Source organism: Brevibacterium sp. (assembly GCF_031179145.1).
In the GTDB taxonomy this organism is placed as follows: domain Bacteria; phylum Actinomycetota; class Actinomycetes; order Actinomycetales; family Brevibacteriaceae; genus Brevibacterium.
Map to the genome: position 1 here is coordinate 19,523 of NZ_JAPSIB010000021.1, position 20,732 is coordinate 40,254.

Below are 20,732 nucleotides of genomic sequence, written 5' to 3' on the forward strand. Positions count from 1 at the left end.
TGATGGCTCAGGGCCTCACGGGCCAGATGGGCAGGTGTCCGGTGGAGCATCAGCTCCATCGGGTCGATCATGCCCCCGGCGGTTTCCTCCTCGAGGGCCTGCGCATGGCCGGTGTTCTCCCACCAGTCGCCCGGGGCTTCGCCGGGGACGGGGATCTGGGCTTGGAGCATGATCAGGAGATCGGCGTCCAGACGGTCCGCGACGATCGGCGCGGTGAAGCCGCCGAAAGAGTGCCCGACCACGATGAGGGGCCCCGGTGTCCCAGCGCGGGTCGTCCCTGCGTGGCCGAGGGCATCGACGACGACGTCGGCATAATCGTCGAGACCCTTCGCATCGTCGTCGACGGGAAGGTCGACTGCGCTCACTTCGGCTCCCCGGGACTCCAACTCCGCAGTGAGCGGGTGCCAGTACCAGGAATCGGTGGCTGCGGCGTGGATGAGGACGACAGTCGTCATCGTCACCACGAGCCGATCGTGACCACGAGGACGCCGACGCCGAGCGTGAGGTCGAGCGCCGCGCACCATTCGGCCAGCGAGGCCGACACCACTGCGTGTCTGCGCCAGTGGAGGCAGTCCCAGACGGTGTGGGCGATCAGTCCCACCCCGATGATGAGACGACCGGTCTCGGTGGAGACGGCCAGGGCGGCCAGGCACAGGGCGAGGAAGCCCAGTGCCGCGAGCGGCTGCCAGCGGTGCAGGCCGCCCTTCTTCCACGTGCCCCGGGCGACGCCGACGGTGACCGCGGCGAGGATGAGGAGCACCACCGCACCCAGTTCGACGACCGGGGGAGCGGACGCGAGTCGAGTGCCGGTGAGGAGGACGACGAGAGAGCCGATGACTGCCCACGACCACCGCGGGCGGTCGAGCGCGGCGATGAGGACGTAGCCGGTGGTCGCGAGCAGCAGGACGAGCAGGGCGCCGGTGACGCTGCGCGGGTCGTCGGTGAGGAGCTGCGAGAGACCGAGCGCGACGCCGAGGGCGGCGGGCCAGCGCCGGAGGAGTGTGCGAGCTCCGCGGTCGGTCGAGGGGTGCGAGGGGACTGCTGTGAGCGGGTTCATGGCTCAACAGTAGGAACTCAGCTGCTGCGGTCGAGTCCCGTCGGGCGCACATGGCAGAAATTCTGGGAAGTTCGTCCCGAATGCCGCTGTCCGCGGTGGAGACGCCTCGGCGGGCGAAGGTCAGCGTGCGAGCGTCGGCGGGCGAGCGTCGGCTCAGCTGTTGCCGGGAAGCTGCAGGTCCTGTCCTGTGATCTCCTTGAACCAACTGCTCAGACCGGACTGGTACTCGCTCGAGCACGACAACTGGGCCTGCTGGGTGATGGCGTTGCGCAGGCACTGCTCATAGGTCGACTGGACAGGCCACAGCACCACCGACGACAGAGCCGAGAAGATGAGGTAGACGCTGAGGAGCCCGCCGAGGATGCCCAGGGACATGTTGCGCCTCTGCTTCGCCTTGATCACCGCCCGGATGTAGCGGACCGACCAGACGACTGCGGCGATGGCGAAGCCGATCGCGGCGAGCTTGAACGGCAGCGGGTACGTGAACGTCAGGACCGAGGCGAGGACCAGCAGAACCAGGATCAGTCCGTGCCTGGCAGGTGCGGCCTGGAGCTCCTCTTCCGGAGTCGGGGCGGTCTTGTCGTCAGTGCTGTTTGGAGGCGTCACCCAGCCAGTTTCTCATAACCGGCCGGCAAACGCCCTGCCGCCCGGCAGCCGAGAGCCGACCGCACTCACCGGCGGTGGTGATCCTTGTAGAATGGGCCCGTGCGCATCGTTCTTCTGGCCTCGGGCTCCGGTACCCTCACTCAAGCTGTGATCGAAGCCTTCGCCGGAGCGGGTGTCCCACATTCGCTCCGAGATCAGCATTCTGGCCGAGGCGGGGGAGACGTGGAGATCGCCGCCATCGGATCCGACGGCCCCACCGCGGGAGTCCTCGAGCGGGCCCGGGCCGCTGCGATCCCGGACTTCGTGGTCAGCCCCCAGGACTGCGCCGACCGAGAGGAATGGAACCGGTCACTGCGGGACACGGTTGCCTCCTTCGACCCCGACTGGGTGGTTTCGGCCGGATTCATGCGCATTCTCGGTCCCGATTTCATCGCCGCCTTCCCCGGCCGGATCATCAACACCCACCCGGCACTGCTGCCGTCTTTCCCCGGCGCCCACGGAGTCCGGGATGCGCTCGCCCATGGGGTGCGCATCACCGGAGGCACGATCCACCTCGTCGACTCCGGTGTGGACACGGGACCGATCATCACCCAGTTCGCCGTCCCCATCGCCGACGACGACACCGAGGAGACCGTGCACGAGCGGATCAAGGCCCGGGAGCGGGACGAGCTCGTCAGACTGCTGACCCACCTCGCCATTCACGACCTCGACGTGGCTGGTCGCCACGTCAGGGGATACATCACCTCGGCGAACGACCTGCCCTGAGCCCCGACCACAACAGAGCCTTCAACACAACAGAGCCTTCAAGGAGGACCCGTGACAGGAACCCGCGCGATCAAGAGAGCGCTCATCAGCGTCTACGACAAGACCGGACTGGAGGACCTGGCGCGCGGTCTGCACGCGGCAGGTGTTCAGATAGTCTCGACCGGCTCTACCGCGGCGAAGATCGCCGAGGCGGGGGCACCGGTGACGAAGGTCGAGGAGCTGACCGGGTTCCCCGAATGCCTGGAGGGCCGGGTCAAGACCCTGCACCCGCGGGTGCACGCCGGCATCCTCGCCGACACCCGCAAACCGGCACATGTCCAACAGCTCGAGCAGCTGGAGATCGCACCGTTCGACCTCGTCGTCGTCAACCTCTACCCGTTCTCCGAGACCGTGGCCGGCGGTGCGGGCTTCGACGACTGCGTCGAGCAGATCGACATCGGCGGACCCTCCATGGTCCGGGCCGCCGCGAAGAACCACCCCAGCGTCGCGGTGATCACCGATCCGAGCGACTACGCCTCCGTCGTCGAAGCGGCTGGCGCAGACGGCTTCGACCTCGCCGCCCGCCGTCGGTTCGCCGCCCGGGCATTCGCCCACACCGCGGACTACGACACTGCCGTGGCGTCCTGGTTCGCCGAGGAGCTCGCCGCCGAGTCCGCATCCGATGTCTCCCGCCCCGACTTCGCCGGAGTCACCGGGGAGAAGGTCGCCGATCTGCGCTATGGCGAGAACCCGCACCAGGGTGCAGCAGTGTACTCGGACGGCACCCGTGGGATCGCCGGGGCGAAGCTGCTCGGCGGCAAGGCGATGTCCTACAACAACTACACGGATACGGACGCCGCGATTCGCGCCGCCTTCGACTTCGAGCGCCCTGCCGTCGCCATCATCAAGCATGCCAATCCATGCGGCATCGCGGTCGCGGACACTGCCGCCGCCGCGCACCAGGCCGCCCACGAGTGCGATCCTCTCTCCGCCTACGGCGGCGTCATCGCCACGAACCGCGAGGTCGACGCCGAGCTTGCGGCCTCCGTCAAGCCGATCTTCACGGAGTGCCTGGCCGCACCCTCCTTCTCCGCCGAGGCCCTGGAGATCCTGTCGTCGAAGAAGAACCTGCGCCTGCTCGAACTCGGCGACGTCGACTTCGCCCCGGCGGAGCTCACCCCCATCACCGGTGGGTTCCTGGTCCAGGACCGTGACGCCTTCCAGGCCGAGGGCGACGCCCCCGAGAACTGGACTCTGGTGGCAGGTGAGGCAGCATCGGCCGAGGTGCTCGCCGACCTCGAGTTCGCCTGGAGGGCCTGCCGGGCGGTGAAGTCCAACGCCATCCTCGTGGCCAAGGACGGCGCCTCCGTCGGAGTCGGAATGGGACAGGTCAACCGCGTCGACTCGGCGAAACTCGCCGTCGAGCGCGCGGGTGCCGAACGCGCGGCGGGGGCGGTTGCCGCCTCGGACGCCTTCTTCCCCTTCGCCGACGGTCTGCAGATCCTCATCGACGCGGGAATCACCGCCGTCGTGCAGCCAGGCGGATCGATCCGGGACGACGAGGTCATCGCCGCGGCCGAGAAGGCCGGGGTCACCATGTACCTGACCGGGAGCCGCCATTTCTTCCACTGAGCAGCCGCCGACCTCCCCGCGCCATGTGCATCGCGGGCGGGGCAGGCTGGCCAAGCGCTGGATCTACTGGAAGCGGCGCTACTCGAATCCGCTGCCCAAGGACTGGGTTCTGCTGGTCTGCCTGCTCGGGGTCATCGTGGCAGCGGGACTCACCTTCATCGAGTTCCGCCTCGGCGCCTTCGTGCTCGCCCTCGTCCCCGCGGGCCTGGCGTTCATGCGCGCCATGCCCGCGCCCTGGAGCGAGTACTGGGTCAACCGGTCCCGCGGAGTCGACATCACGACGATGCTGCTCTTCTCCGGGCTGCTGGTCGCGGTGTCGCTCGTGGTCCCCGAAACTCGCTGACCCAGCAGGACGGCACCAAGCTCGTCGGCGGCGCTGGCGGCCGCTCGGTCACTGATGCTCCTCCTCGATCCGAGCGTAGGCCGACAGCAGCTCCAGGGCATGGGTGCCGCCGTCGCCCTCGGCTTCCAGCCCTGCGCGCATCGCATCGAGCTTCTGCCGTCCGTGCGGGAACGGAGGCAGGAGTGGAACATCGCGGTCAGTGGTCGCCTCGATGACGACAGGCTTCTGGGCCGCGAACGCCTCGGACAGGGCCTCGTCGAGGTCTTCCGGGTCCGCCACCCTCACGCCGTGGAGGCCGAGCAGCCGCGCATAGCCGGCGAAGTCGAACCCCGGAACATCCTGGGATGCGGCGAAACGGGGTTGGGATTCCATCTCCCGCTGCTCCCAGCTGACCTCCGCGAGGTCCCGGTTGTGGAGGACGAGGACGACGAACCGCGGGTCTTGCCAATGCGCCCAACGGTCCGCGACGGTGAGCAGCTCCCCATTGCCGAGCATCTGCATCGCACCGTCCCCGGCGACGACGGCGACGGGACGCCGCGGCCGAGATTCCTTGGCCGCGAGCCCGAACGGAATCCCGCAGCCCATGCTGGCCAGCGTGCTCGACAGATGGGCCGGGACCGAGGCGGGCGGGCGCATCTGCCGCACGTAATGGTAGACGCAGCTGCCGACGTCGACAGCCAGTTGCCAGTCCGCCTCGATCCTCTCGCCGAAGCGGCGTACGACGAGCTCGGGATTGAGGGGATCGGCGGGGATCTCGGCTCGTTGCCTCGAGATCTCGTGCCAGTTGCGCACGTGGCGTTCGACCTCCGCCCTCCAGGCGGAGTCGGGTCGCGGTCGGAGCCTGTCCCTGAGCGCGGCGAGGGTGGGGCCGCTGTCGCCGACGAGCCCGACCTCGACGGGATAGCGGTTGGACAGCATCGCCGGGTCGATGTCGATCTGCACCGCCCGCGCGGTTCCCGGTGCCGGGTAGAACTCCGTCCACGGATCGTTGGATCCGACGATGAGCAGTGTGTCGCAGTCCTGGAGCACATGCGCCGAGGCTGTCGTGCCCAGGTGCCCCATGGTTCCCGCGGCGAGTGGATGGGTTTCGTCGATGTGCGGTTTGCCGAGCAGGCTGGTGGTGATCCCGGCGCCGAGGTGCTCCGCCAATGCGATGACCTCGTCGCTCGCAGCGTGGGCTCCGCGCCCGACGAGCAGCGCGATCTTCTCACCTGCCTCGATCACCTCGACGGCAGCTGTGAGGTCCTCATCACGGGGGAGGATCCGACCGGTGGCCCACCGCGGGGCGGTGACCACCTCGCCGTGGGCCTGGCCGAGCTCGGGGGCGGGTGCCTGCTGGACATCGTGGGGCAGGACGAGCACGGCCGGCTGCCGCGTCGCCAGTGCCGAACGGAAGGCGCGGTCGAGCACCATGGGCAGCTGCTCCGGGGCGGCGACGAGCTGAACGAAGGGTGAGGCGACGTCATGGAAGAGGGTCTGGAGGTCGATCTCCTGCTGGTAGTCGGAGCCGAGGACGCTCGTGTGCTGTTGGGCGACGAGGGCGACGACGGGTGCGCTGTCGAGCTTCGCGTCGTAGAGCGGGTTGAGAAGGTGGACGGCGCCCGGGCCCTGTGTCGAGGTGACGACACCGACATGCCCGGTGTACTTGGCCTCTCCGACGGCTATGAAGGCTGCGCTCTCCTCATGCCGGGCACGGACGAACCGAGGGGAGTTCCCCGCCCGTCGCAGGGCCCCGAGAAGAGGGTTGTTGCCGTCTCCCGCGTAGCCGTAGAGGCGCTCGACGCCCCAGTCGCGCAGCCTGTCGACGATGAGATCGGCGGTCTGCCTGGTTGTGTCCGTCATGAAGCTCCTTCGGATCGGTTGAGCGTTACAGCCGTTTGAGGTCCGTGGTGGCCGGCCCTTCGAGAACGGACCCGTCGGCGTCGAATCGGGACCCATGGAGTGGGCAGTCCCAGCTGCTCTCGGCGTCATTCCACGTGCAGATCCCGCCGGCGTGGGGACAGACGAGACTGACCTCGACCGTCTCACCGCCGACCGTGGTCTCGCCTGTCGGTTTGAGTCCCTCGCGGACAAGGTTGCCGACCATCATCGCCGGGGTCTTCGCCTGCGACTTCACGGCGTTCTTCATCGCGCCCAGCTTCGACGGGGTGCCGAAGGAGACCGTCTCCGGTCGCCCGAGGATGCGGTCACTGATGATGCGGGCGGCCGCCGGTGCCCCTGTGATTCCCCACTTGCTGTATCCGCCGGCGAAGTGGACGCGCCCCTCGTCGGAGCCGAACGTCGTGACGAGGGGGACCATGCCGGTCGGGTGATGGTCCTGGGCCGACCAGGCATGGGTCATCCGGGCGTTCGGGAAGTGCTCGACCGTCCAGGATTCGAGGTCGCCGATCAGCTCCTGAGTGCTGATCGCCTCACCTGTCCGGTGCCCGTTGCCGCCCACGAGGAGCACACGCTGCGCATTGACGGTCGCCTTCCGCAGGGTCCGGGAAGGGGAATCGACCGAAACGAACATGCCCTCGGGCAGTGCATCCTCGGGCGCGGAGCTCTCGGGCGCGGAACCGGCGAGGTCGAAGGCGCACAGATACGACCGATGAGGGACGAGTTCGGTGGTCGTGAGCACGTGATCGAGAATCGGGCTGGCGGTCGCGAGGATCACATGATCGGCGCTCAGCCGCCCTGCCGTCGTCTCCACGGCGACGCGGTCGTCCGACTCCTCGAGTCCGGTCACCCGGCATCCCTCGACGACCCGTCCGCCGGCGGCGACCACGGCAGCGACGAGCCCGTCGAGGAGGGCGACGGGGTCGAGCTGGACCTGATCGGGCAGCTCGACGGCCGCATGCACGGGGAAGGCGGTGTCGAGGGAGTCGTGGCTCGACACGGGCAGACCGAGTTCGCGGCAGACCTCGAACTCATTCCTCACCTTATTCACTCCCTCCGGTGTCCCGGCATAAGTGAAGGCATTGGCCCGCTCGAACGGCACCTGACGGGCGGAGCACAGGCGAAGGATCTCTTCCACCCCGTGCTGATGGGCACGCAGATAGTCTTGGGCGACGTCAATGGAGAAGGATTCGGCCAGGAGGGAGAGCCGATTGCCCTGCAGTACGGTGACCTTGCCCGTCGACGCGCCGCTGGCGCATGCTCCCACCGATCTCGCCTCGGCGACGACCACCTTCCGGCCGGCCTCGGCCAGTCGCAGAGCCGTGCACAGACCTGTCAGGCCCGCACCGACGACGACGGCATTGACATGATCGGCGGCGGGCAGGCTGTCAGAGGGACGAGCGATGCGGGCACCGTCGTTCCACACCGGCGCCGTCATGATGCCGGATCCAGGACGACTTTGATGCACCCGTCGCTCTTCTTCTGGAACACCTCATAGGCCTCGGGGCCGGCGCTGAGCGGCACGCGGTGAGTGACGAGGTCGTCGGTGCCCAGCGGATCGTCGGGATCTTCGACGAGCGGCAGCAGCGTGCTGGCCCAGCGGTGGACATTGCACTGGCCCATCCGCAGCTGGATCTGCTTGTCGAAGAGCGTGAGCAGGGGCATCGGGCTGGCCTGACCGCCGTAGACACCGGACAGTGACAGCATTCCACCTCGGCGGACGAGATCGATCGCAGAATGCAGCGCAGAGAGCCGGTCGACGCCGCCGGTCTCCATCATCTTCCGCCCCACCGCACCGGGCAGCAGACTGACCGCCTGGTGGGCCGCCTTCGCCACCGGCGAGCCGTGCGCTTCCATGCCGACGGCGTCGACGACCGCATCGGGTCCGCGACCGGCGGTGGCCTCCCGGATCCGATCATTGGTGTCGTCGTCGAAATCGAAGACGTGGGCTCCGTGGCGGGCCGCCATGGCCCGCCTCTCGGGCACAGGATCGATCCCGAACACTTCGGCGCCGAGGTGAGCGCCGATGCGGGCGGCCATCTGTCCGATCGGACCGAGGCCGAACACCGCAAGGGTGTCTCCCTCCCGAACGCCCGCGTACTCCACCGCCTGCCACGCGGTGGGGATGACATCGCTGAGGAAGAGGTAGCGGTGGTCAGGCAGCTCGGTGCCGACCTTGATCGCTCCGAAGTCCGCATGCGGGACCCGCAGGTACTCGGCCTGACCACCGGGCACGGAGCCGTAGAGCCGGGAATAGCCGAACAGTGCGGCACCGCTGCCGTATTCGCGGACCTGGGTGGTCTCGCACTGGGAGGTCAGGCCCTGCTGGCACATCCAACAATGGCCGCATGCGATTCCGAAGGGGATGACGACGCGGTCTCCGGCCGCGCAGCCGGATTCGGCTCCTGCCTCGACGACGACGCCCATCGGCTCGTGGCCGATGACGTCACCCTTGTCCATGAATGGTCCGAGCACCTCGTAGAGATGGAGGTCGGAACCGCAGATCGCCGTCGAAGTGACCTCGATGATGATGTCGGTGGGTTCGCGGAGAACCGGATCGACCACCGTCTCCACGCTGACTTCACGTTTGCCCTGCCAGGTCAGTGCCCTCATTTTCTCCTCCTGCTTGGGGGACGGTCGTGGTCTCATCTTCCGGCGGAGCCGGGGATCACACAAGGGGGCTTGACAAACTGTAGGGCGGCTCCCGCGGAGCAGCTGTGAGGAGCGGCTGTCCGCGATGCCGCCCGGCGATCAGTAGTGGCCCGGAGGGTCGCTGCTCGGGAACGACTCCTCTCCCCATTCGTCCACGAGAGCGTCATCGTGGGCACGACGGTCCGCTGTCGTGCCCGGCCGCTCTGCCTCCTTCTTCGGCGCTGCCTCGGGAACGGTCTGGACCTCCTCCGCGTCTCCGCCGGGAGCTGCTCCGGTGTTGTCGGGCTGCTGCGTCATCACTGCCTCCTGAGTGTGCTCTTCCCTGTCCTGATCACTGCGGTGGTCAGGGGTCTGTGGGTGGAACGTGTCCCGGTCGTCGCGGAATGCCCGGGTTCGCGCATAGGCGTGGACCTCGCCCAGGGCGTCCGCTTGGGCCAGCGCCTGGTCGGCGAGGTCCCGGAAGACCTGTGGTTCGAGACCGAGGAGCTCGGCGTTCGCCTGGAGGGTCTGCCAGGCGCCGAGTTTGCCGATCACGGCGCTGCGCATGAGTTCGGCCTCGAGGACCAGCGTCAGGGGTGAGCGCTCGGTCACCTTCCCGTTGCTCTTGAGCCGGCCCAGGCGCTCGCCCACCCACGACACCGCCTGCCGGTAGGGCATCTGCTTCATCCCGAGGTCCCGGATGAGGTTCAGCAGGAACGAGCGCTCGAGCCGGATCTCCTCGGCGACTTCCGAGAGCTTCGCGTAGACCGGGGTGTCGATATAGGCCCCGGTCATCCGCTCGATCCGCTGAACCCCGGCAGTCGCTCCGGTGAGATGGTCGGACAGGTAGAGATTGAGCAGGTCGAAGGTGACCGAATCGGAGATGTGTCCGGCCGTGGCGGCGCTGGGGCTGTCGGTGTTTCCACCGGCCTCCACACCTTCCCTGACCCAACCATGTGCCGCCGCGAGATGACCGGCGTCGGGATCCCGGGGACGCAGTGGGACCGAGGCCGTGCCCGAGCCCTCGATCATTCCCGAGAGGAGGATCCGCAGGGCATCGGCGGCCGAGGTGCGAGGCGTCCAGTCGAGCCCCTGCTTGGCCGCGGAGTTGTCCATCTGCGGCACCGACATCGCCATGTCGAGCCACCCTTCGTCGGCGGCCAGCAGTCGAGCTTTGTGCGCTCCGAAGACGAAGGCTCGCACCAGGCGCGGGGGAAGCCGGACGAAGCGGCCGTGGTCGACGATGTCAGCGAGCTCCTGCGGACCGAGGACTTCATCGGCGCAGATGTTGAACGCCCCGGGGACCCGCTTGACGACCGCGGCGGTGTAGGCGGCGGCCAGATCCTCAGCCGTGACGGCTTGGACTCCGTGCAGCCCCTTGGGCACGGGCAGAACTGGCGGCTTCACGGCGCCGAGGGTCTGCATCGGGATCCAGCTGCCGAGGAAGTACCGCTGGATCTGGTGGGCGGCATCGGACTGGAACACGAGGGCGGGGCGCAGTCGAGTGACGAGGACCTCGGGATGGGAGGCGCTGAATTCGTCGAGCACCCGTTCCTGGGCAGCTTTGTCCACACTGTAGTGCGAGGATTCGATGCCCGTGGTCGGCCACGACTCGTCACGCCTGACTTCGCCGGTGTCGGGGGAGTAGGCGGCCCAGGAGGATGCGGCGACCAGGTGTGACACGCCTGCTTCGGCCGCCGCCTGCGCCACTCTCTTCGTCCCTTCGACATTCACCCTTCGCAGCAGGTCCCGATTCGAGTTCGGCTGGATCAGCCAAGCGAGGTGGATGACCGCGTCGACATCGGCGAAGGCGTCGCGGAGCTCGGCCAGCGCCTGCTCGGCAGAACTGGCTGCCGCGATGTCGATGGAGGCCCACTGGCATTCGGAGTAGGGAGCGACGGTGAGATCAGGCATGCGACGAGCAATGCCGAGGACGGAGGACACCTCCGGATGGTCGAGCAGGGCGGTGAGCACCGCTGTCCCGGTGTTTCCTGTGGCGCCGACGACGGCAACGCGCATGAGAACTCCTCAGCTGACGACGGAAGGCCGGCTGCCTGCCACCTCTACTGCTCACGGTACTCAGGTCAGGACGGCTTGTCGATGGACTTCCGGAGAACAGTTCCCACGGCAATGCGGCTTGTGTCGACGTTGCGGAGGAGCCGCAGAGGAGGAGCGCAGAGGAGTTTGTGCGTTCCCTGGGAATGCGTTTGAGCGGGTCCCAATCGGAGATCAGAGATGGCAGGGTGTTCACCGTCAGAGGGTTCGCAAGAACCCTGACTCCGTCGAAGGGAGACAACATGGGATTCGAAGACCTCACCAATCAGGCCAAGGACGCCTTGAATAGCGAAAAGGGTGAAGAGTTCAGCGACCAGGGGCTTGACAAGGCTTCTGATTTCGCCGACGGTCTCTCCGGCGGCAAGTTCGGGGAACAGATCGACCAGGGTCGCGAAGCTGCTGACGGACACGTCGGCACCGAATGATCTTCTGATCCATCGCCGCGTCCGGCATGGATGAGCGCCGAGGTGAATGAACTTTCACCTCGGCGCTCCTGTATTCAGGGTCGGCTTCTAGCCGAGCTTCTCCACGGGAGCGTAGCGCAGCAGCAGGCGTTTGGTGCCCAGCGACCCGAAGTCGACGACGGCCACGGTCTTGTCACCGACTCCATTGACTTCGGTCACTGTGCCCAGACCGAAGGATTCGTGTGAGACCTTCTCGCCCACTGCGACGGAGATGACCTCGCGATTGGGTCGGATCCGATTCGGGAATCCGCCGCCGGGGGCCGACGAGTTCGCGCCGGAATTCCGTGACCGGCTCGCACCTCCCGCAGACCGTGAGGCCGCCCCCCGGGCAGAGCTGCTCGAGCCGAAGACCCCCGATCCGTAGCCACCGGAGCCGAACGAGGATCCGCCGGAGCTTCCCGGGCCGAATCCGCCGGAGAAGCTGCCGGTGTTCTCCCACTTGATGAGGGGCTCCGGGATCTCTGCGAGGAACCGGCTCGGCGGATTGTACTGCGGCTGTCCCCACATGCTGCGGGTTTCGGCGCGGGACAGGAGCAGTCGCTGCCGTGCTCGGGTCAGGCCGACGTAGGCCAGTCGGCGCTCCTCCGAGAGTTCCGAGGGGGACTCGAAGGCGCGGGAGTGGGGGAAGCTGCCGTCCTCGAGGCCGGTGAGGAAGACGACGGGGAACTCCAGTCCCTTGGCCGTATGCAGGGTCATGAGAGTGACCTGGCCGAGTTCGGCGTCGGGGATCTGGTCGGTGTCCGACGCCAGGGCGACCTGCTCGAGGAATTGATCGATCGCCGTGGTCCCGGTGCCGGGAGCGTCCACGGCATCCGCCGCTGCGACGGCGTCGTCCGCTTCGGCCTGTGACTCACCGTCGGCCTCGGCTTGAACCTCCGCCTCGGCTGCGGCCATCGCCTGCGTGGTGGCGAAGTCCTCGGCGACGGCGACGAGCTCGGCGAGGTTGTCGACCCTCGACTCGTCCTGCGGGTCGGTGCTCTTCTGCAATGACTCCAGGTATCCGCTCTGCTCGAGGATCGCCTCGATGACACGGGACACCGGAGCTGCCTCGGCGGTTGCGCCGAGATCGCGCAGGAGCTCGTAGAACTTGCGCACCGAGGTCTTCGCCCGGGGGCTGAGGAGGTCGATCTCGTCGAGACGTGCGAGGGCGGAGTAGAAGCTGATGTTCTCGCGGTCGGCGAAGTCGGCGATGATGCCCTCCGTCCGATCCCCGATCGAGCGCTTGGGCACATTGAGGATGCGGCGGAGGTTGACGTCGTCATCCGGGTTGGCGAGCACCCTCAGGTAGGCCAGGGCGTCCTTGATCTCCTTGCGTTCGTAGAACCGGGTTCCGCCGACGACTTTGTAGGGGATTCCCGACCGGACCAGAGCGTCCTCGATCGCGCGGGACTGGGCGTTCGTCCGATAGAACACGGCGAAATCCCCATAGGAGTACTGCTCGTCGTCGATGAGCTCGTCGATGCGATTGACGATGAAACGGGCCTCGGCCTGCTCGTTCTCGGCCACCCAGCCGACGATCGGCTCACCGGTGCCCGCCGAGGTCCACAGCTTCTTCTCCTTGCGGTCCTGATTGTTGGCGATGACGGCGTTCGCCGCGTCGAGGATGTTCTGGGTCGACCGGTAGTTCTGCTCGAGCAGAACCACCTCGGCGGTGGGGAAGTCCTTCTCGAACTCCACGATGTTGCGCACCGTCGCCCCACGGAAGGCGTAGATCGACTGGTCGGCGTCACCGACGACAGTCAGCTCCGCACCCCCGGGGCCGCCGGAGCCGTCGCCGGCCAGGGCCCGGATCAGCGCATACTGGGCCGGGTTGGTGTCCTGGTACTCGTCGACGAGGATGTGGCGGAAGCGACGCCGGTAGGACTGGGCGATCTCGGGGAACGCTCCGAAGAGATGGACGGTCTCGGAGATGAGGTCGTCGAAGTCGAAGGCGTTCGCCAGCCGCAGTCGGGCGGTGTAGCGCCGGAACACGTCGGCAAGCACTTCATCGGCCGGGTTGTTCGGACGCGGTATGAAGTCGTCGGGGGTCTGCAGCTCGTTCTTGAGATTGGAGATCCGGTGCAGGATCGCCCGCGGGGTGTACTTCTTCGAGTCGAGGCCGAGCTCCTTGAGGATCTGAGCCACCAGGCGCTGGGCGTCCTGGGCGTCATAGATCGTGAAGTTCGACTTCATCCCCAGCACCTTGGCCTCGCGGCGGAGGATCCGCACGCAGGAGGAGTGGAACGTGGAGATCCACATCGCGCGTGAGGCGGGCCCGATGAGCGCGCCGATCCGCTCGGCCATCTCCTTGGCCGCCTTGTTCGTGAAGGTGATCGCCAGGACTTCGCCCGGATGCGCCCGACCAGTGGCCAGGGCGTAGGCGATGCGCCGGGTCAGAACAGTCGTTTTGCCCGAACCGGCACCCGCGACGATGAGCAGGGCGGATCCGGTGTGGGTCACAGCCTCCCGCTGTCGGGGATTGAGGCCGGAGAGGAGTTCGGCGAGGACCGAGTCCGTTCCCGGCCCGGCGTCTGAGGTGTTATCAGCTGCATACATCATGTCCGGACCAACGATACCGTCCGGGTCTGACACGAGCGCACCCCTCGCTGCTCCCGGACGGGAATGCGACGGCGGCCCCGGGCCCCCCCCCGGGGGGCCCCGGGCGCCCGGGGGGCGGGGGGCGGGGGGGCGCGGCGGGGGCGGCCGGGGCCGCCGTCAGGATGTCGGAGGGGAGACGAGGGAAGGTCAGACGAACACGGCCACCAGGACGTTGATGAGTGCGAAGGCGAAGGTCAGGTGCGCCATTGTCGCCGAGGGGTTCTTCGTGGCCACGGCGCTGCCGACGCCGACTCCCGCGCCGGCTCCGGCAGGAGCCTCGGCGGCGAACGCCTTCTGCTTCCGGTTGCCGATGAACGCGAAGACGGTGACCAGGATCGCGACGACGAGTTTGATGCCGATCTTCATGTGATTGACGTCGTCATCGCCCATCTCGGCGATGACCACCAGGAGCAGGCCCGTGACCAGCTGCAGATACGATGCGTGGAGCATTCCCGGCAGCACCCGAGGGGAGCGGATGACCGTGAAATAGCCGCCCACGATGATCGCCATTCCGATCAGATGGAGGGACAGTAGAATCTCGCGCAGAATTTCCATACCGTTCATCGTAATGGCATGATGGTCTCTCGTGAGCGCGGGCCCTTCCATGGTGCACGCTGTTCCGCCCTGGTGTAATGGCAGCACGCCGGCCTTTGGAGCCGTGCAGTATAGGTTCGAATCCTATGGGCGGAGCTTGCCCAATCCGACTTGCGGGGGATTAAGTATGACACAGACCCGACCCACTGCCGTTATCGTTCTGGCTGCCGGCCAGGGCACACGCATGAAATCGGCTCTGCCGAAGGTCATGCATCCGATCGGTGGGCGGTCTCTGCTCCACCATGCCATCGCCGCCGCCTCCGGCACCCAACCCGACCACCTCGTCGTCGTCGTCCGCCACGAACGCGATCAGCTCGTCGCGCACCTCGAATCCCTGCCCGAGGCCTCGACGCAGACCGTGCTCATCGCCGATCAGGACGAGATCCCCGGCACGGGCCGCGCCACCGAATGCGCGCTGAGCCAGCTGCCCGAGGACATCTCCGGCACCGTCGTCGTCACCTACGGCGACGTCCCGCTGCTCACCGCCGAGACGATCAGCGGTCTCGTCGAGATCCACGAGAGCTCTCACAATGCCGTCACCGTCCTCTCCGCCGAGGTGGACGACCCCACCGGCTACGGCCGCATCGTCCGTGACGCCTCCGGTTCTCTGCTCCGCATCGTGGAGCAGAAGGACGCCAGCGACGAGGAGCGAGCGATCCGGGAGATCAACTCCGGCATCTACGCCTTCGACGCCGCCGCACTCAGACAGGGTCTGACCTCTCTGACCACGGACAACGCTCAGGGAGAGAAGTACCTCACCGACGTCATCGGCTACTCCCGGCAGGCGGGTCTGGCCGTCGCCGCCACCGCCACCGATGACCTGTGGCAGGTCGAGGGCGCCAACGACCGGGTGCAGCTGGCCAAACTGGGCAAGGAGCTCAACCGCCGCATCGTCGAGAAGTGGATGCGTGCCGGGGTGAGCGTCGTCGACCCCGACACGACCTGGATCGACGTCGACGTCTCCCTCGCCGAGGACGTCACGGTCCTGCCCGGAGTTCAGCTCCTCGGGGCCACCGACATCGGCGCCGGGGCCGTCGTCGGACCGGACTCGACCCTCAAGGACACCGAGGTGGGCGCCGGTGCCCGCGTCGTGCGCACGCATGCGGAACTGGCCATCGTCGGACCCGACGCCAGCGTCGGTCCGTTCGCGTACCTGCGTCCGGGGACCAACCTCGGCGAGGGTGGCAAGATCGGCACGTTCGTCGAGACGAAGAACGCCGAGATCGGTCAGGGCGCGAAGGTTCCGCACCTGTCCTACGTCGGCGACGCCGAGATCGGCGAGGGCACCAACATCGGCGCCGCGTCGGTCTTCGTCAACTATGACGGTGTCGCCAAGCACCGCACCGTCATCGGCAAGCACGCACGCCTGGGCTCGGACAACATGTATGTCGCCCCGGTCACGGTGGGCGATGGAGCCTACACGGGTGCCGGCACTGTGGTGCGCAAAGATGTCCCTGCAGGAGCGCTGGCCATCAACGTGGCTCCGCAGCGCAACCTGGAGGGCTGGGTCGTCAGCAATCGCCCCGGCACGCCTGCAGCGCAGGCGGCCGAGGCCGCATCCGAAGGGGAACTGGCAAGTGAATGAGATTACGACGGCGGGCGAGAAGAAGCTCGTTCTGGTCAGTGGGCGCGCAGATCCGGAGCTCGCTGAGCAAGTCGCAGAGAACCTGGGGACGGAACTCCTCCCCACCGACATCTACAACTTCGCCAATGGTGAGATCTACGTCCGATTCTCCGAGTCGGTGCGCGGCTGTGACGTCTTCGTGCTGCAGTCCCATGGTGCGCCCATCAACGAATGGCTGATGGAACAGCTGATCATGGTCGACGCACTGAAGCGGGCATCGGCCAAGCGCATCACCGTCATCGCCCCGTTCTTCCCCTACGCCCGGCAGGACAAGAAGCACCGCGGACGCGAGCCCATCTCGGCCCGCCTCGTCGCCGACCTGTACAAGACGGCCGGGGCCGACCGCATCATCACCGTCGACCTGCACACCGCGCAGATCCAGGGCTACTTCGACGGCCCCGTCGACCACCTGATCGCGATGCCGATCCTTGCCGGCTACGTCAAGGACAAGTACCCCGGCGACCTCGCCGTCGTGTCCCCGGACGCCGGTCGCATCAAGGTCGCTGAGAACTGGTCAGCGACCCTCGGCGGTGTGCCGCTGGCCTTCATCCACAAGACCCGCGACATCACCCGCGCCAACGAGTCGAAGGCCAATCGCGTCGTCGGTGAGGTCGAGGGCCGGACCTGCATCCTCGTCGACGACATGATCGACACCGGCGGCACGATCGTCCAGGCAGCTGACGCCTGCATGGCCGCCGGTGCCAAGGGCGTCGTCATCGTCTCCACGCACGCCGTGTTCTCCGGGCCCGCCGTCGAACGATTGACGAACTCGGTCGCCGAAGAGGTCATCGTCACCAACACGCTGCCACTGACCGAGGACAAGACCTTCGAGAAGCTCACCGTGCTCTCGATCGCCCCGCTCATCGCCCGCGCAGTGCATGAGGTCTTCGAGGACGGATCGGTCACCAGCCTCTTCGAGGTCTGAGCAGGATCGCATCCTTCGTGATCGCCGGCCCTGACCGTGATCGCGCGCCCTGACCGGCGGTCTCTGCAGAACGAACCCCGAGCTGCGGCTCGGGGTTCGTTCTACACTGGAGGCACGCGAGGGAAGGGAACCGTGATGTCGTCCCACGATTACAACCGATACAAGGTCGCTGTCTCCGGCGGTGACATGAGCGTCGGCGTGTGGGAACCGGGTGTCATCGAACCCGGGCCGGTCCCGACGGTGTGTGTCATCCACGGCATCACCTCCAATCACCTCTTCTTCGGCGGGCTGGTCTCCGCGCTCCCCGGGGTGCGGGTGATCGGGCCCGACCTGCGCGGGCGCGCCGACTCCCGACTTCTTCCCGGCCCGTATGGGATGCGGGCCCACGCCGAGGACGTTCGACGCGTGATCGGGGAATTCGTCGATTCCGGACCGGTGACGCTGGTCGGTCACGCCATGGGCGCCTTCGTGGCGATGACTCTGGCCGCGATGGCGATGGAGAGCTCCGATCATCGGCACGGCGGTCCGGTGCTCATCGACGGAGGCCTTCCGCTGCCGGTGCCGCAGACGGGGAATGACGCTGACCGCACCTCTCGCATCCACCCGATCGACGATCTCAATGACGAGGACCTCGATACCGACGATCTCATTGCGGCCGTGCTCGGCCCGTCGGCCGATCGGCTGAGCATGGAGTTCGACAGTGTGGAGGACTATCTCGCATTCTTCGCAGCCCATCCGGCCTTCGCCGAGGGCATCGACCCGGTGGCGGCGGAGAGCTTCGTCTACGACCTCGCCGCCAAGGGCGAGGATCGGTTCCAGCCGTCCACGTCCGTCGACACGATGCAGGCCGATTCGGCCGACATGTACACCGGCGCCGACTACCGCAATTCCCTCGAACGGGTCATGGCCGACGGGCAGAAGGACGTGACCTTCCTGTTCGCAGAACGCGATCTGCTGGCGTCCGAGCCCGGCCTCTACCCGCCCGGACTCGTCGAGTCCTATTCCGGGATCTGGCCGGAGATGACGGTCGTCGAGGTCGCCGGGACCAACCACTACGACATCCTGCTGACGTCCGCGGGCATCGACGCCTGCGCCGCGGCGATCGGCACCACACTCCCGCAGGGGGAGTGAGGCGGGCCCCGCAGGCGGAGTGACGCGAGCTCCCGCAGGCTTTCCGCGCCTGGCTCTGCGGCGATGACCGAATTGGTCAGTTCTGCAGGGTCGACTAGACTGGTGGGGTTGCCTCGGCGAGGGAAACTCACGTTTCCGTTATCGACGCGGTCCTGACCCACATCTGCGAATGTGCACCGAGTGCAGTTCCTTAAGTGAGGATTAAGGCTGTTTCGCCGTGGTGCTTGAAGATAAGTACCCACGAAGGAGAGAAAATGGCTGACTTCAAACTCATTGCCGAAGCCCGGAACGAATTCGGTAAGGGCGCCGCGCGCAAGATCCGCCGCGCCGGTCGCATCCCCGCAGTCGTCTACGGCCACGGCGGCGACCCCGTCCACATCTCGCTCGAAGGCCACGCCACCATGCTGGCCCTCAAGCACGCCAATGCCCTGCTCGAGATCGAGAGTGCTGACGGCTCGAAGAACGTCCTGGCCATCGCCCGCGACGTGCAGATCGAACCCGTCCGCCGTGAGATCGAGCACCTCGATCTCATCGTCGTCGAACGCGGAGAGATGATCGAGGTGGACGTGCCGATCCACATCGTCGGAGAGCCCGCTCCCGGCACGATGATCTCGCAGGAGGAGTCGAACATCGTCGTCAAGGCCGATGCCACGAAGCTGCCCGAGGTCATCGAAGCCTCGATCGAAGGCCGCACCGTCGGTGAGCACGTTCTGGCCAAGGAGATCGAACTGCCGGCAGGCGTCTCGCTCGTCTCCGACCCCGAGCTCCTCGTCGTCAACGTCGCCGAGCCGACCCGTGAAGAGCCGGAAGACGAGACCGCAACCGAAGAGTCCGCTTCCGAGTGATCGGATGATCACCGCAGAGGAGACTCTGCACTGACTCAAGGCAACGGCGGGCCATGTGCGAACATGGCCCGCCGTACTTGAGTCGCCGAGGATGCGCGAAGTCCCACCACCTGAGCTGAAGCGAGCGGGAGCACATGGCGAACGAACCCTGGCTGATCTTCGGTCTCGGAAATCCGGGGCCCACATACGAATCCACCCGACACAACATCGGGCAGATGGTCGTCGCCGAACTCGCCTCGCGAGCCGGCATCAAGCTGGGCCGCAGCAAGCTGCGCGCCAACGTCGGCACCGGGCGGCTGCCGGTCGGGTCCCGGCCCGGGGTCCCCGGTCCCCGAATCGTGCTCGCCACCTCGACCGGGTATATGAACGAGTCGGGCGGGCCGGTACGGCAGGTGATGGACTTCTACTCGATCCCGGTCGAACGGATCATCGCGATCCACGACGACGTGGACCTGCCCTTCGATTCGATCAGGGCAAAGGTCGGCGGAGGAGAGGGCGGACACAACGGACTGCGATCGATGACGTCGGTGCTGGGCACCAAGGACTACGCGCGGATCCGGGCGGGGGTGGGTCGCCCCGCCGGCCGTCAGGACACCGCCGACTACGTGCTCAAGCCGTTCTCCAAGGAGGAGCGCACGATCCTGCCGATCTTCGTCTCGGACCTCGCCGACGCGGTGGAGCTCTACATCAGCGAGGGACTGCTCGCCGTGCAGCAGAAATATCACTCACGCTGACGGCGACGGCGCTTTCCGGCGATGGATGACGCGGGCCGCGATCACACCGCCGACGAATCCGAACAGGTGACCCTGCCAGGATATGCCGTTGTCCTGCGGGAGCATTCCGAACACCATCGCCGCTCCATAGGTGATGAAGACGAAGAGTCCTATCGTGAAGTAGATGATCTTGCGGAGCACGTCGTCGGTGAACCAGGTGCGCACGGCCAGGTAGCCGAAGAAGCCGAAGATGACTCCGGAGGCGCCCACGATGTGCTGGCCCGGGAGGGTGGTCAGCCAGGACCCGAGGCCCGAGACCAGAGCGGTGATGGCGGTGACCACCCAGAACCTGCGTGCGCCCTCGACGGCGATGAAGAGACCGAGGATCACGAACGGGAAGGTGTTGGCGGTGAGGTGGTTGAAGCCGGAGTGCAGCAGCGGGGAGGTGACGAGACCGTAGAGCGAGACCGGGTTCCAGGACTCCAGTCCGAAGAGATCGATGTTGATGGGCAGAATTGCGTCGACGATCTCGAGCACCCACATGATGGCGAGGAGCACGAAGACGGGAACGAATCGGGACAGGTGGTGGTCTCCGTTCAGCAGGTCTCGCGGAGCTGGAATCCGACGCCCACCCTGGGGCGGTACCCCGCCCACCGGCGACGATGCGTGAGGGGTGGAATCAGTGCCGAACAAGTACCGTGCTTCGGAGGCGGAGAAGTGCGGGGACTGATCTGATCTCATACCTTGATTGTCCTCGATCAAGATTGGAGAACACCGAATAACGGGGGTATGCGCCCAATCGTTTCCGATCCGTTAGGCCTGTTATCCGTTCGAGATCCTCCGGTCTCCATCCGGTCGAGACGTACCTGCCTCCACCCGACCAAGACGTGCCCGTCTCGCGCTTGAGAGGTAT

The 20,732-nt window shown here is 66.8% G+C and carries 19 protein-coding genes and 1 tRNA gene; 10 read left to right on the top strand and 10 right to left on the bottom strand.

What is annotated here, in order from left to right; all coding sequences use genetic code 11:
- The 3 genes from RIT73_RS14565 to RIT73_RS14575 all read right to left on the bottom strand — a co-directional run.
- Positions 1 to 455 (bottom strand): alpha/beta fold hydrolase (locus tag RIT73_RS14565; protein ID WP_309132815.1); only part of this gene is annotated, 455 nt, incomplete at its 3' end.
- A 2-nt stretch (positions 456 to 457) separates the two neighbouring features.
- Positions 458 to 1,057, bottom strand: a complete 600-nt coding sequence (locus RIT73_RS14570) for a hypothetical protein (RefSeq protein ID WP_309132816.1) — start codon at positions 1,055 to 1,057, stop codon at positions 458 to 460.
- 153 nt (positions 1,058 to 1,210) lie between these two features.
- Entirely contained in the window at positions 1,211 to 1,663 is a 453-nt protein-coding gene (locus RIT73_RS14575; protein ID WP_309132817.1) for a hypothetical protein, read from the bottom strand.
- A 99-nt stretch (positions 1,664 to 1,762) separates the two neighbouring features.
- Between RIT73_RS14575 and purN the strand changes: the two genes are divergently transcribed.
- The 3 genes from purN to RIT73_RS14590 are packed head-to-tail and all read left to right on the top strand — an operon-like array spanning position 1,763 to position 4,382.
- A complete protein-coding gene (gene purN / locus RIT73_RS14580; RefSeq protein WP_309132818.1) occupies positions 1,763 to 2,428 on the top strand; it encodes a phosphoribosylglycinamide formyltransferase in 666 nt (221 codons plus the stop codon).
- Between the two features lie 51 nt (positions 2,429 to 2,479).
- Positions 2,480 to 4,039 (top strand): bifunctional phosphoribosylaminoimidazolecarboxamide formyltransferase/IMP cyclohydrolase, encoded by a 1,560-nt coding sequence (gene purH, locus RIT73_RS14585; protein ID WP_309132819.1) that lies wholly within the window; start codon positions 2,480 to 2,482, stop codon positions 4,037 to 4,039.
- A 25-nt stretch (positions 4,040 to 4,064) separates the two neighbouring features.
- Complete coding sequence (locus RIT73_RS14590) at positions 4,065 to 4,382, top strand: hypothetical protein (protein ID WP_309132820.1); 318 nt, start codon at positions 4,065 to 4,067, stop codon at positions 4,380 to 4,382.
- Positions 4,383 to 4,430: 48 nt separating this feature from the next.
- Here RIT73_RS14590 and RIT73_RS14595 read toward each other — a convergent pair whose 3' ends face one another.
- From RIT73_RS14595 to RIT73_RS14610, 4 genes are all read right to left on the bottom strand, one after another.
- On the bottom strand, positions 4,431 to 6,224 hold the full coding sequence (locus RIT73_RS14595; protein WP_309132821.1) for a thiamine pyrophosphate-requiring protein: 1,794 nt from the start codon (positions 6,222 to 6,224) through the stop codon (positions 4,431 to 4,433).
- A 25-nt stretch (positions 6,225 to 6,249) separates the two neighbouring features.
- The gene (locus tag RIT73_RS14600) at positions 6,250 to 7,698 is read right to left on the bottom strand and encodes an FAD-dependent oxidoreductase (protein ID WP_309132822.1); all 1,449 of its coding nucleotides are present in this window, start codon (positions 7,696 to 7,698) and stop codon (positions 6,250 to 6,252) included.
- Positions 7,695 to 8,873, bottom strand: coding sequence for a zinc-dependent alcohol dehydrogenase (locus RIT73_RS14605; protein ID WP_309132823.1), 1,179 nt, complete (start codon positions 8,871 to 8,873; stop codon positions 7,695 to 7,697). Before RIT73_RS14605 ends, RIT73_RS14600 begins: the two co-directional genes overlap by 4 nt.
- 138 nt (positions 8,874 to 9,011) lie before the next feature.
- The gene (locus tag RIT73_RS14610) at positions 9,012 to 10,910 is read right to left on the bottom strand and encodes an NAD-dependent epimerase/dehydratase family protein (RefSeq protein WP_309132824.1); all 1,899 of its coding nucleotides are present in this window, start codon (positions 10,908 to 10,910) and stop codon (positions 9,012 to 9,014) included.
- A gap of 278 nt (positions 10,911 to 11,188) precedes the next feature.
- On the opposite strand from RIT73_RS14610, the gene RIT73_RS14615 reads away from it, so the two are divergent.
- Positions 11,189 to 11,371: an antitoxin gene (locus RIT73_RS14615; protein ID WP_309132825.1), complete on the top strand. Its 183-nt coding sequence runs from the start codon at positions 11,189 to 11,191 to the stop codon at positions 11,369 to 11,371.
- Between the two features lie 87 nt (positions 11,372 to 11,458).
- On the opposite strand, the gene RIT73_RS14620 is transcribed toward RIT73_RS14615, so the two are convergent.
- Both RIT73_RS14620 and RIT73_RS14625 read right to left on the bottom strand, forming a co-directional pair.
- Positions 11,459 to 13,948, bottom strand: a complete 2,490-nt coding sequence (locus RIT73_RS14620; protein WP_375295016.1) for a UvrD-helicase domain-containing protein — start codon at positions 13,946 to 13,948, stop codon at positions 11,459 to 11,461.
- A 186-nt stretch (positions 13,949 to 14,134) separates the two neighbouring features.
- The gene (locus RIT73_RS14625; RefSeq protein WP_309132826.1) at positions 14,135 to 14,542 is read right to left on the bottom strand and encodes a hypothetical protein; all 408 of its coding nucleotides are present in this window, start codon (positions 14,540 to 14,542) and stop codon (positions 14,135 to 14,137) included.
- 63 nt (positions 14,543 to 14,605) lie between these two features.
- On the opposite strand from RIT73_RS14625, the gene RIT73_RS14630 reads away from it, so the two are divergent.
- The 6 genes from RIT73_RS14630 (at position 14,606) to pth (ending at position 19,840) form a co-directional block, all read left to right on the top strand.
- A tRNA-Gln gene (locus tag RIT73_RS14630) sits at positions 14,606 to 14,677 on the top strand.
- A 31-nt stretch (positions 14,678 to 14,708) separates the two neighbouring features.
- Positions 14,709 to 16,166 carry a bifunctional UDP-N-acetylglucosamine diphosphorylase/glucosamine-1-phosphate N-acetyltransferase GlmU gene (glmU, locus tag RIT73_RS14635; protein WP_309132827.1) on the top strand — a complete coding sequence of 486 codons (1,458 nt, stop codon included), beginning with the start codon at positions 14,709 to 14,711 and terminating at the stop codon, positions 16,164 to 16,166.
- Entirely contained in the window at positions 16,159 to 17,130 is a 972-nt protein-coding gene (locus RIT73_RS14640) for a ribose-phosphate diphosphokinase (protein WP_309132828.1), read from the top strand. Before glmU ends, RIT73_RS14640 begins: the two co-directional genes overlap by 8 nt.
- Before the next feature lie 135 nt (positions 17,131 to 17,265).
- Entirely contained in the window at positions 17,266 to 18,261 is a 996-nt protein-coding gene (locus RIT73_RS14645; RefSeq protein ID WP_309132829.1) for an alpha/beta fold hydrolase, read from the top strand.
- Between the two features lie 254 nt (positions 18,262 to 18,515).
- Positions 18,516 to 19,106, top strand: coding sequence for a 50S ribosomal protein L25/general stress protein Ctc (locus RIT73_RS14650; RefSeq protein WP_309132830.1), 591 nt, complete (start codon positions 18,516 to 18,518; stop codon positions 19,104 to 19,106).
- 134 nt (positions 19,107 to 19,240) lie between these two features.
- A complete protein-coding gene (gene pth, locus RIT73_RS14655; protein ID WP_309132831.1) occupies positions 19,241 to 19,840 on the top strand; it encodes an aminoacyl-tRNA hydrolase in 600 nt (199 codons plus the stop codon).
- Here pth and RIT73_RS14660 read toward each other — a convergent pair.
- Positions 19,832 to 20,560 (bottom strand): rhomboid family intramembrane serine protease, encoded by a 729-nt coding sequence (locus RIT73_RS14660; protein ID WP_309132832.1) that lies wholly within the window; start codon positions 20,558 to 20,560, stop codon positions 19,832 to 19,834. The genes pth and RIT73_RS14660 overlap by 9 nt on opposite strands.
- Between the last annotated feature and the right edge of the window lie 172 nt (positions 20,561 to 20,732).

What these genes read in the sequence shown, in the direction of transcription:
- RIT73_RS14615 (WP_309132825.1), top strand. Translation starts at nt 11,189, where the DNA reads ATGGGATTCGAAGACCTCACCAATCAGGCCAAGGACGCCTTGAATAGC.
- RIT73_RS14620 (WP_375295016.1), bottom strand. Translation starts at nt 13,948, where the DNA reads ATGATGTATGCAGCTGATAACACCTCAGACGCCGGGCCGGGAACGGAC.
- RIT73_RS14595 (WP_309132821.1), bottom strand. Translation starts at nt 6,224, where the DNA reads ATGACGGACACAACCAGGCAGACCGCCGATCTCATCGTCGACAGGCTG.
- RIT73_RS14625 (WP_309132826.1), bottom strand. Translation starts at nt 14,542, where the DNA reads ATGGAAATTCTGCGCGAGATTCTACTGTCCCTCCATCTGATCGGAATG.
- RIT73_RS14605 (WP_309132823.1), bottom strand. Translation starts at nt 8,873, where the DNA reads ATGAGGGCACTGACCTGGCAGGGCAAACGTGAAGTCAGCGTGGAGACG.
- RIT73_RS14600 (WP_309132822.1), bottom strand. Translation starts at nt 7,698, where the DNA reads ATGACGGCGCCGGTGTGGAACGACGGTGCCCGCATCGCTCGTCCCTCT.
- RIT73_RS14650 (WP_309132830.1), top strand. Translation starts at nt 18,516, where the DNA reads ATGGCTGACTTCAAACTCATTGCCGAAGCCCGGAACGAATTCGGTAAG.
- RIT73_RS14570 (WP_309132816.1), bottom strand. Translation starts at nt 1,057, where the DNA reads ATGAACCCGCTCACAGCAGTCCCCTCGCACCCCTCGACCGACCGCGGA.
- glmU (WP_309132827.1), top strand. Translation starts at nt 14,709, where the DNA reads ATGACACAGACCCGACCCACTGCCGTTATCGTTCTGGCTGCCGGCCAG.
- RIT73_RS14645 (WP_309132829.1), top strand. Translation starts at nt 17,266, where the DNA reads ATGTCGTCCCACGATTACAACCGATACAAGGTCGCTGTCTCCGGCGGT.
- pth (WP_309132831.1), top strand. Translation starts at nt 19,241, where the DNA reads ATGGCGAACGAACCCTGGCTGATCTTCGGTCTCGGAAATCCGGGGCCC.
- RIT73_RS14660 (WP_309132832.1), bottom strand. Translation starts at nt 20,560, where the DNA reads ATGAGATCAGATCAGTCCCCGCACTTCTCCGCCTCCGAAGCACGGTAC.
- RIT73_RS14610 (WP_309132824.1), bottom strand. Translation starts at nt 10,910, where the DNA reads ATGCGCGTTGCCGTCGTCGGCGCCACAGGAAACACCGGGACAGCGGTG.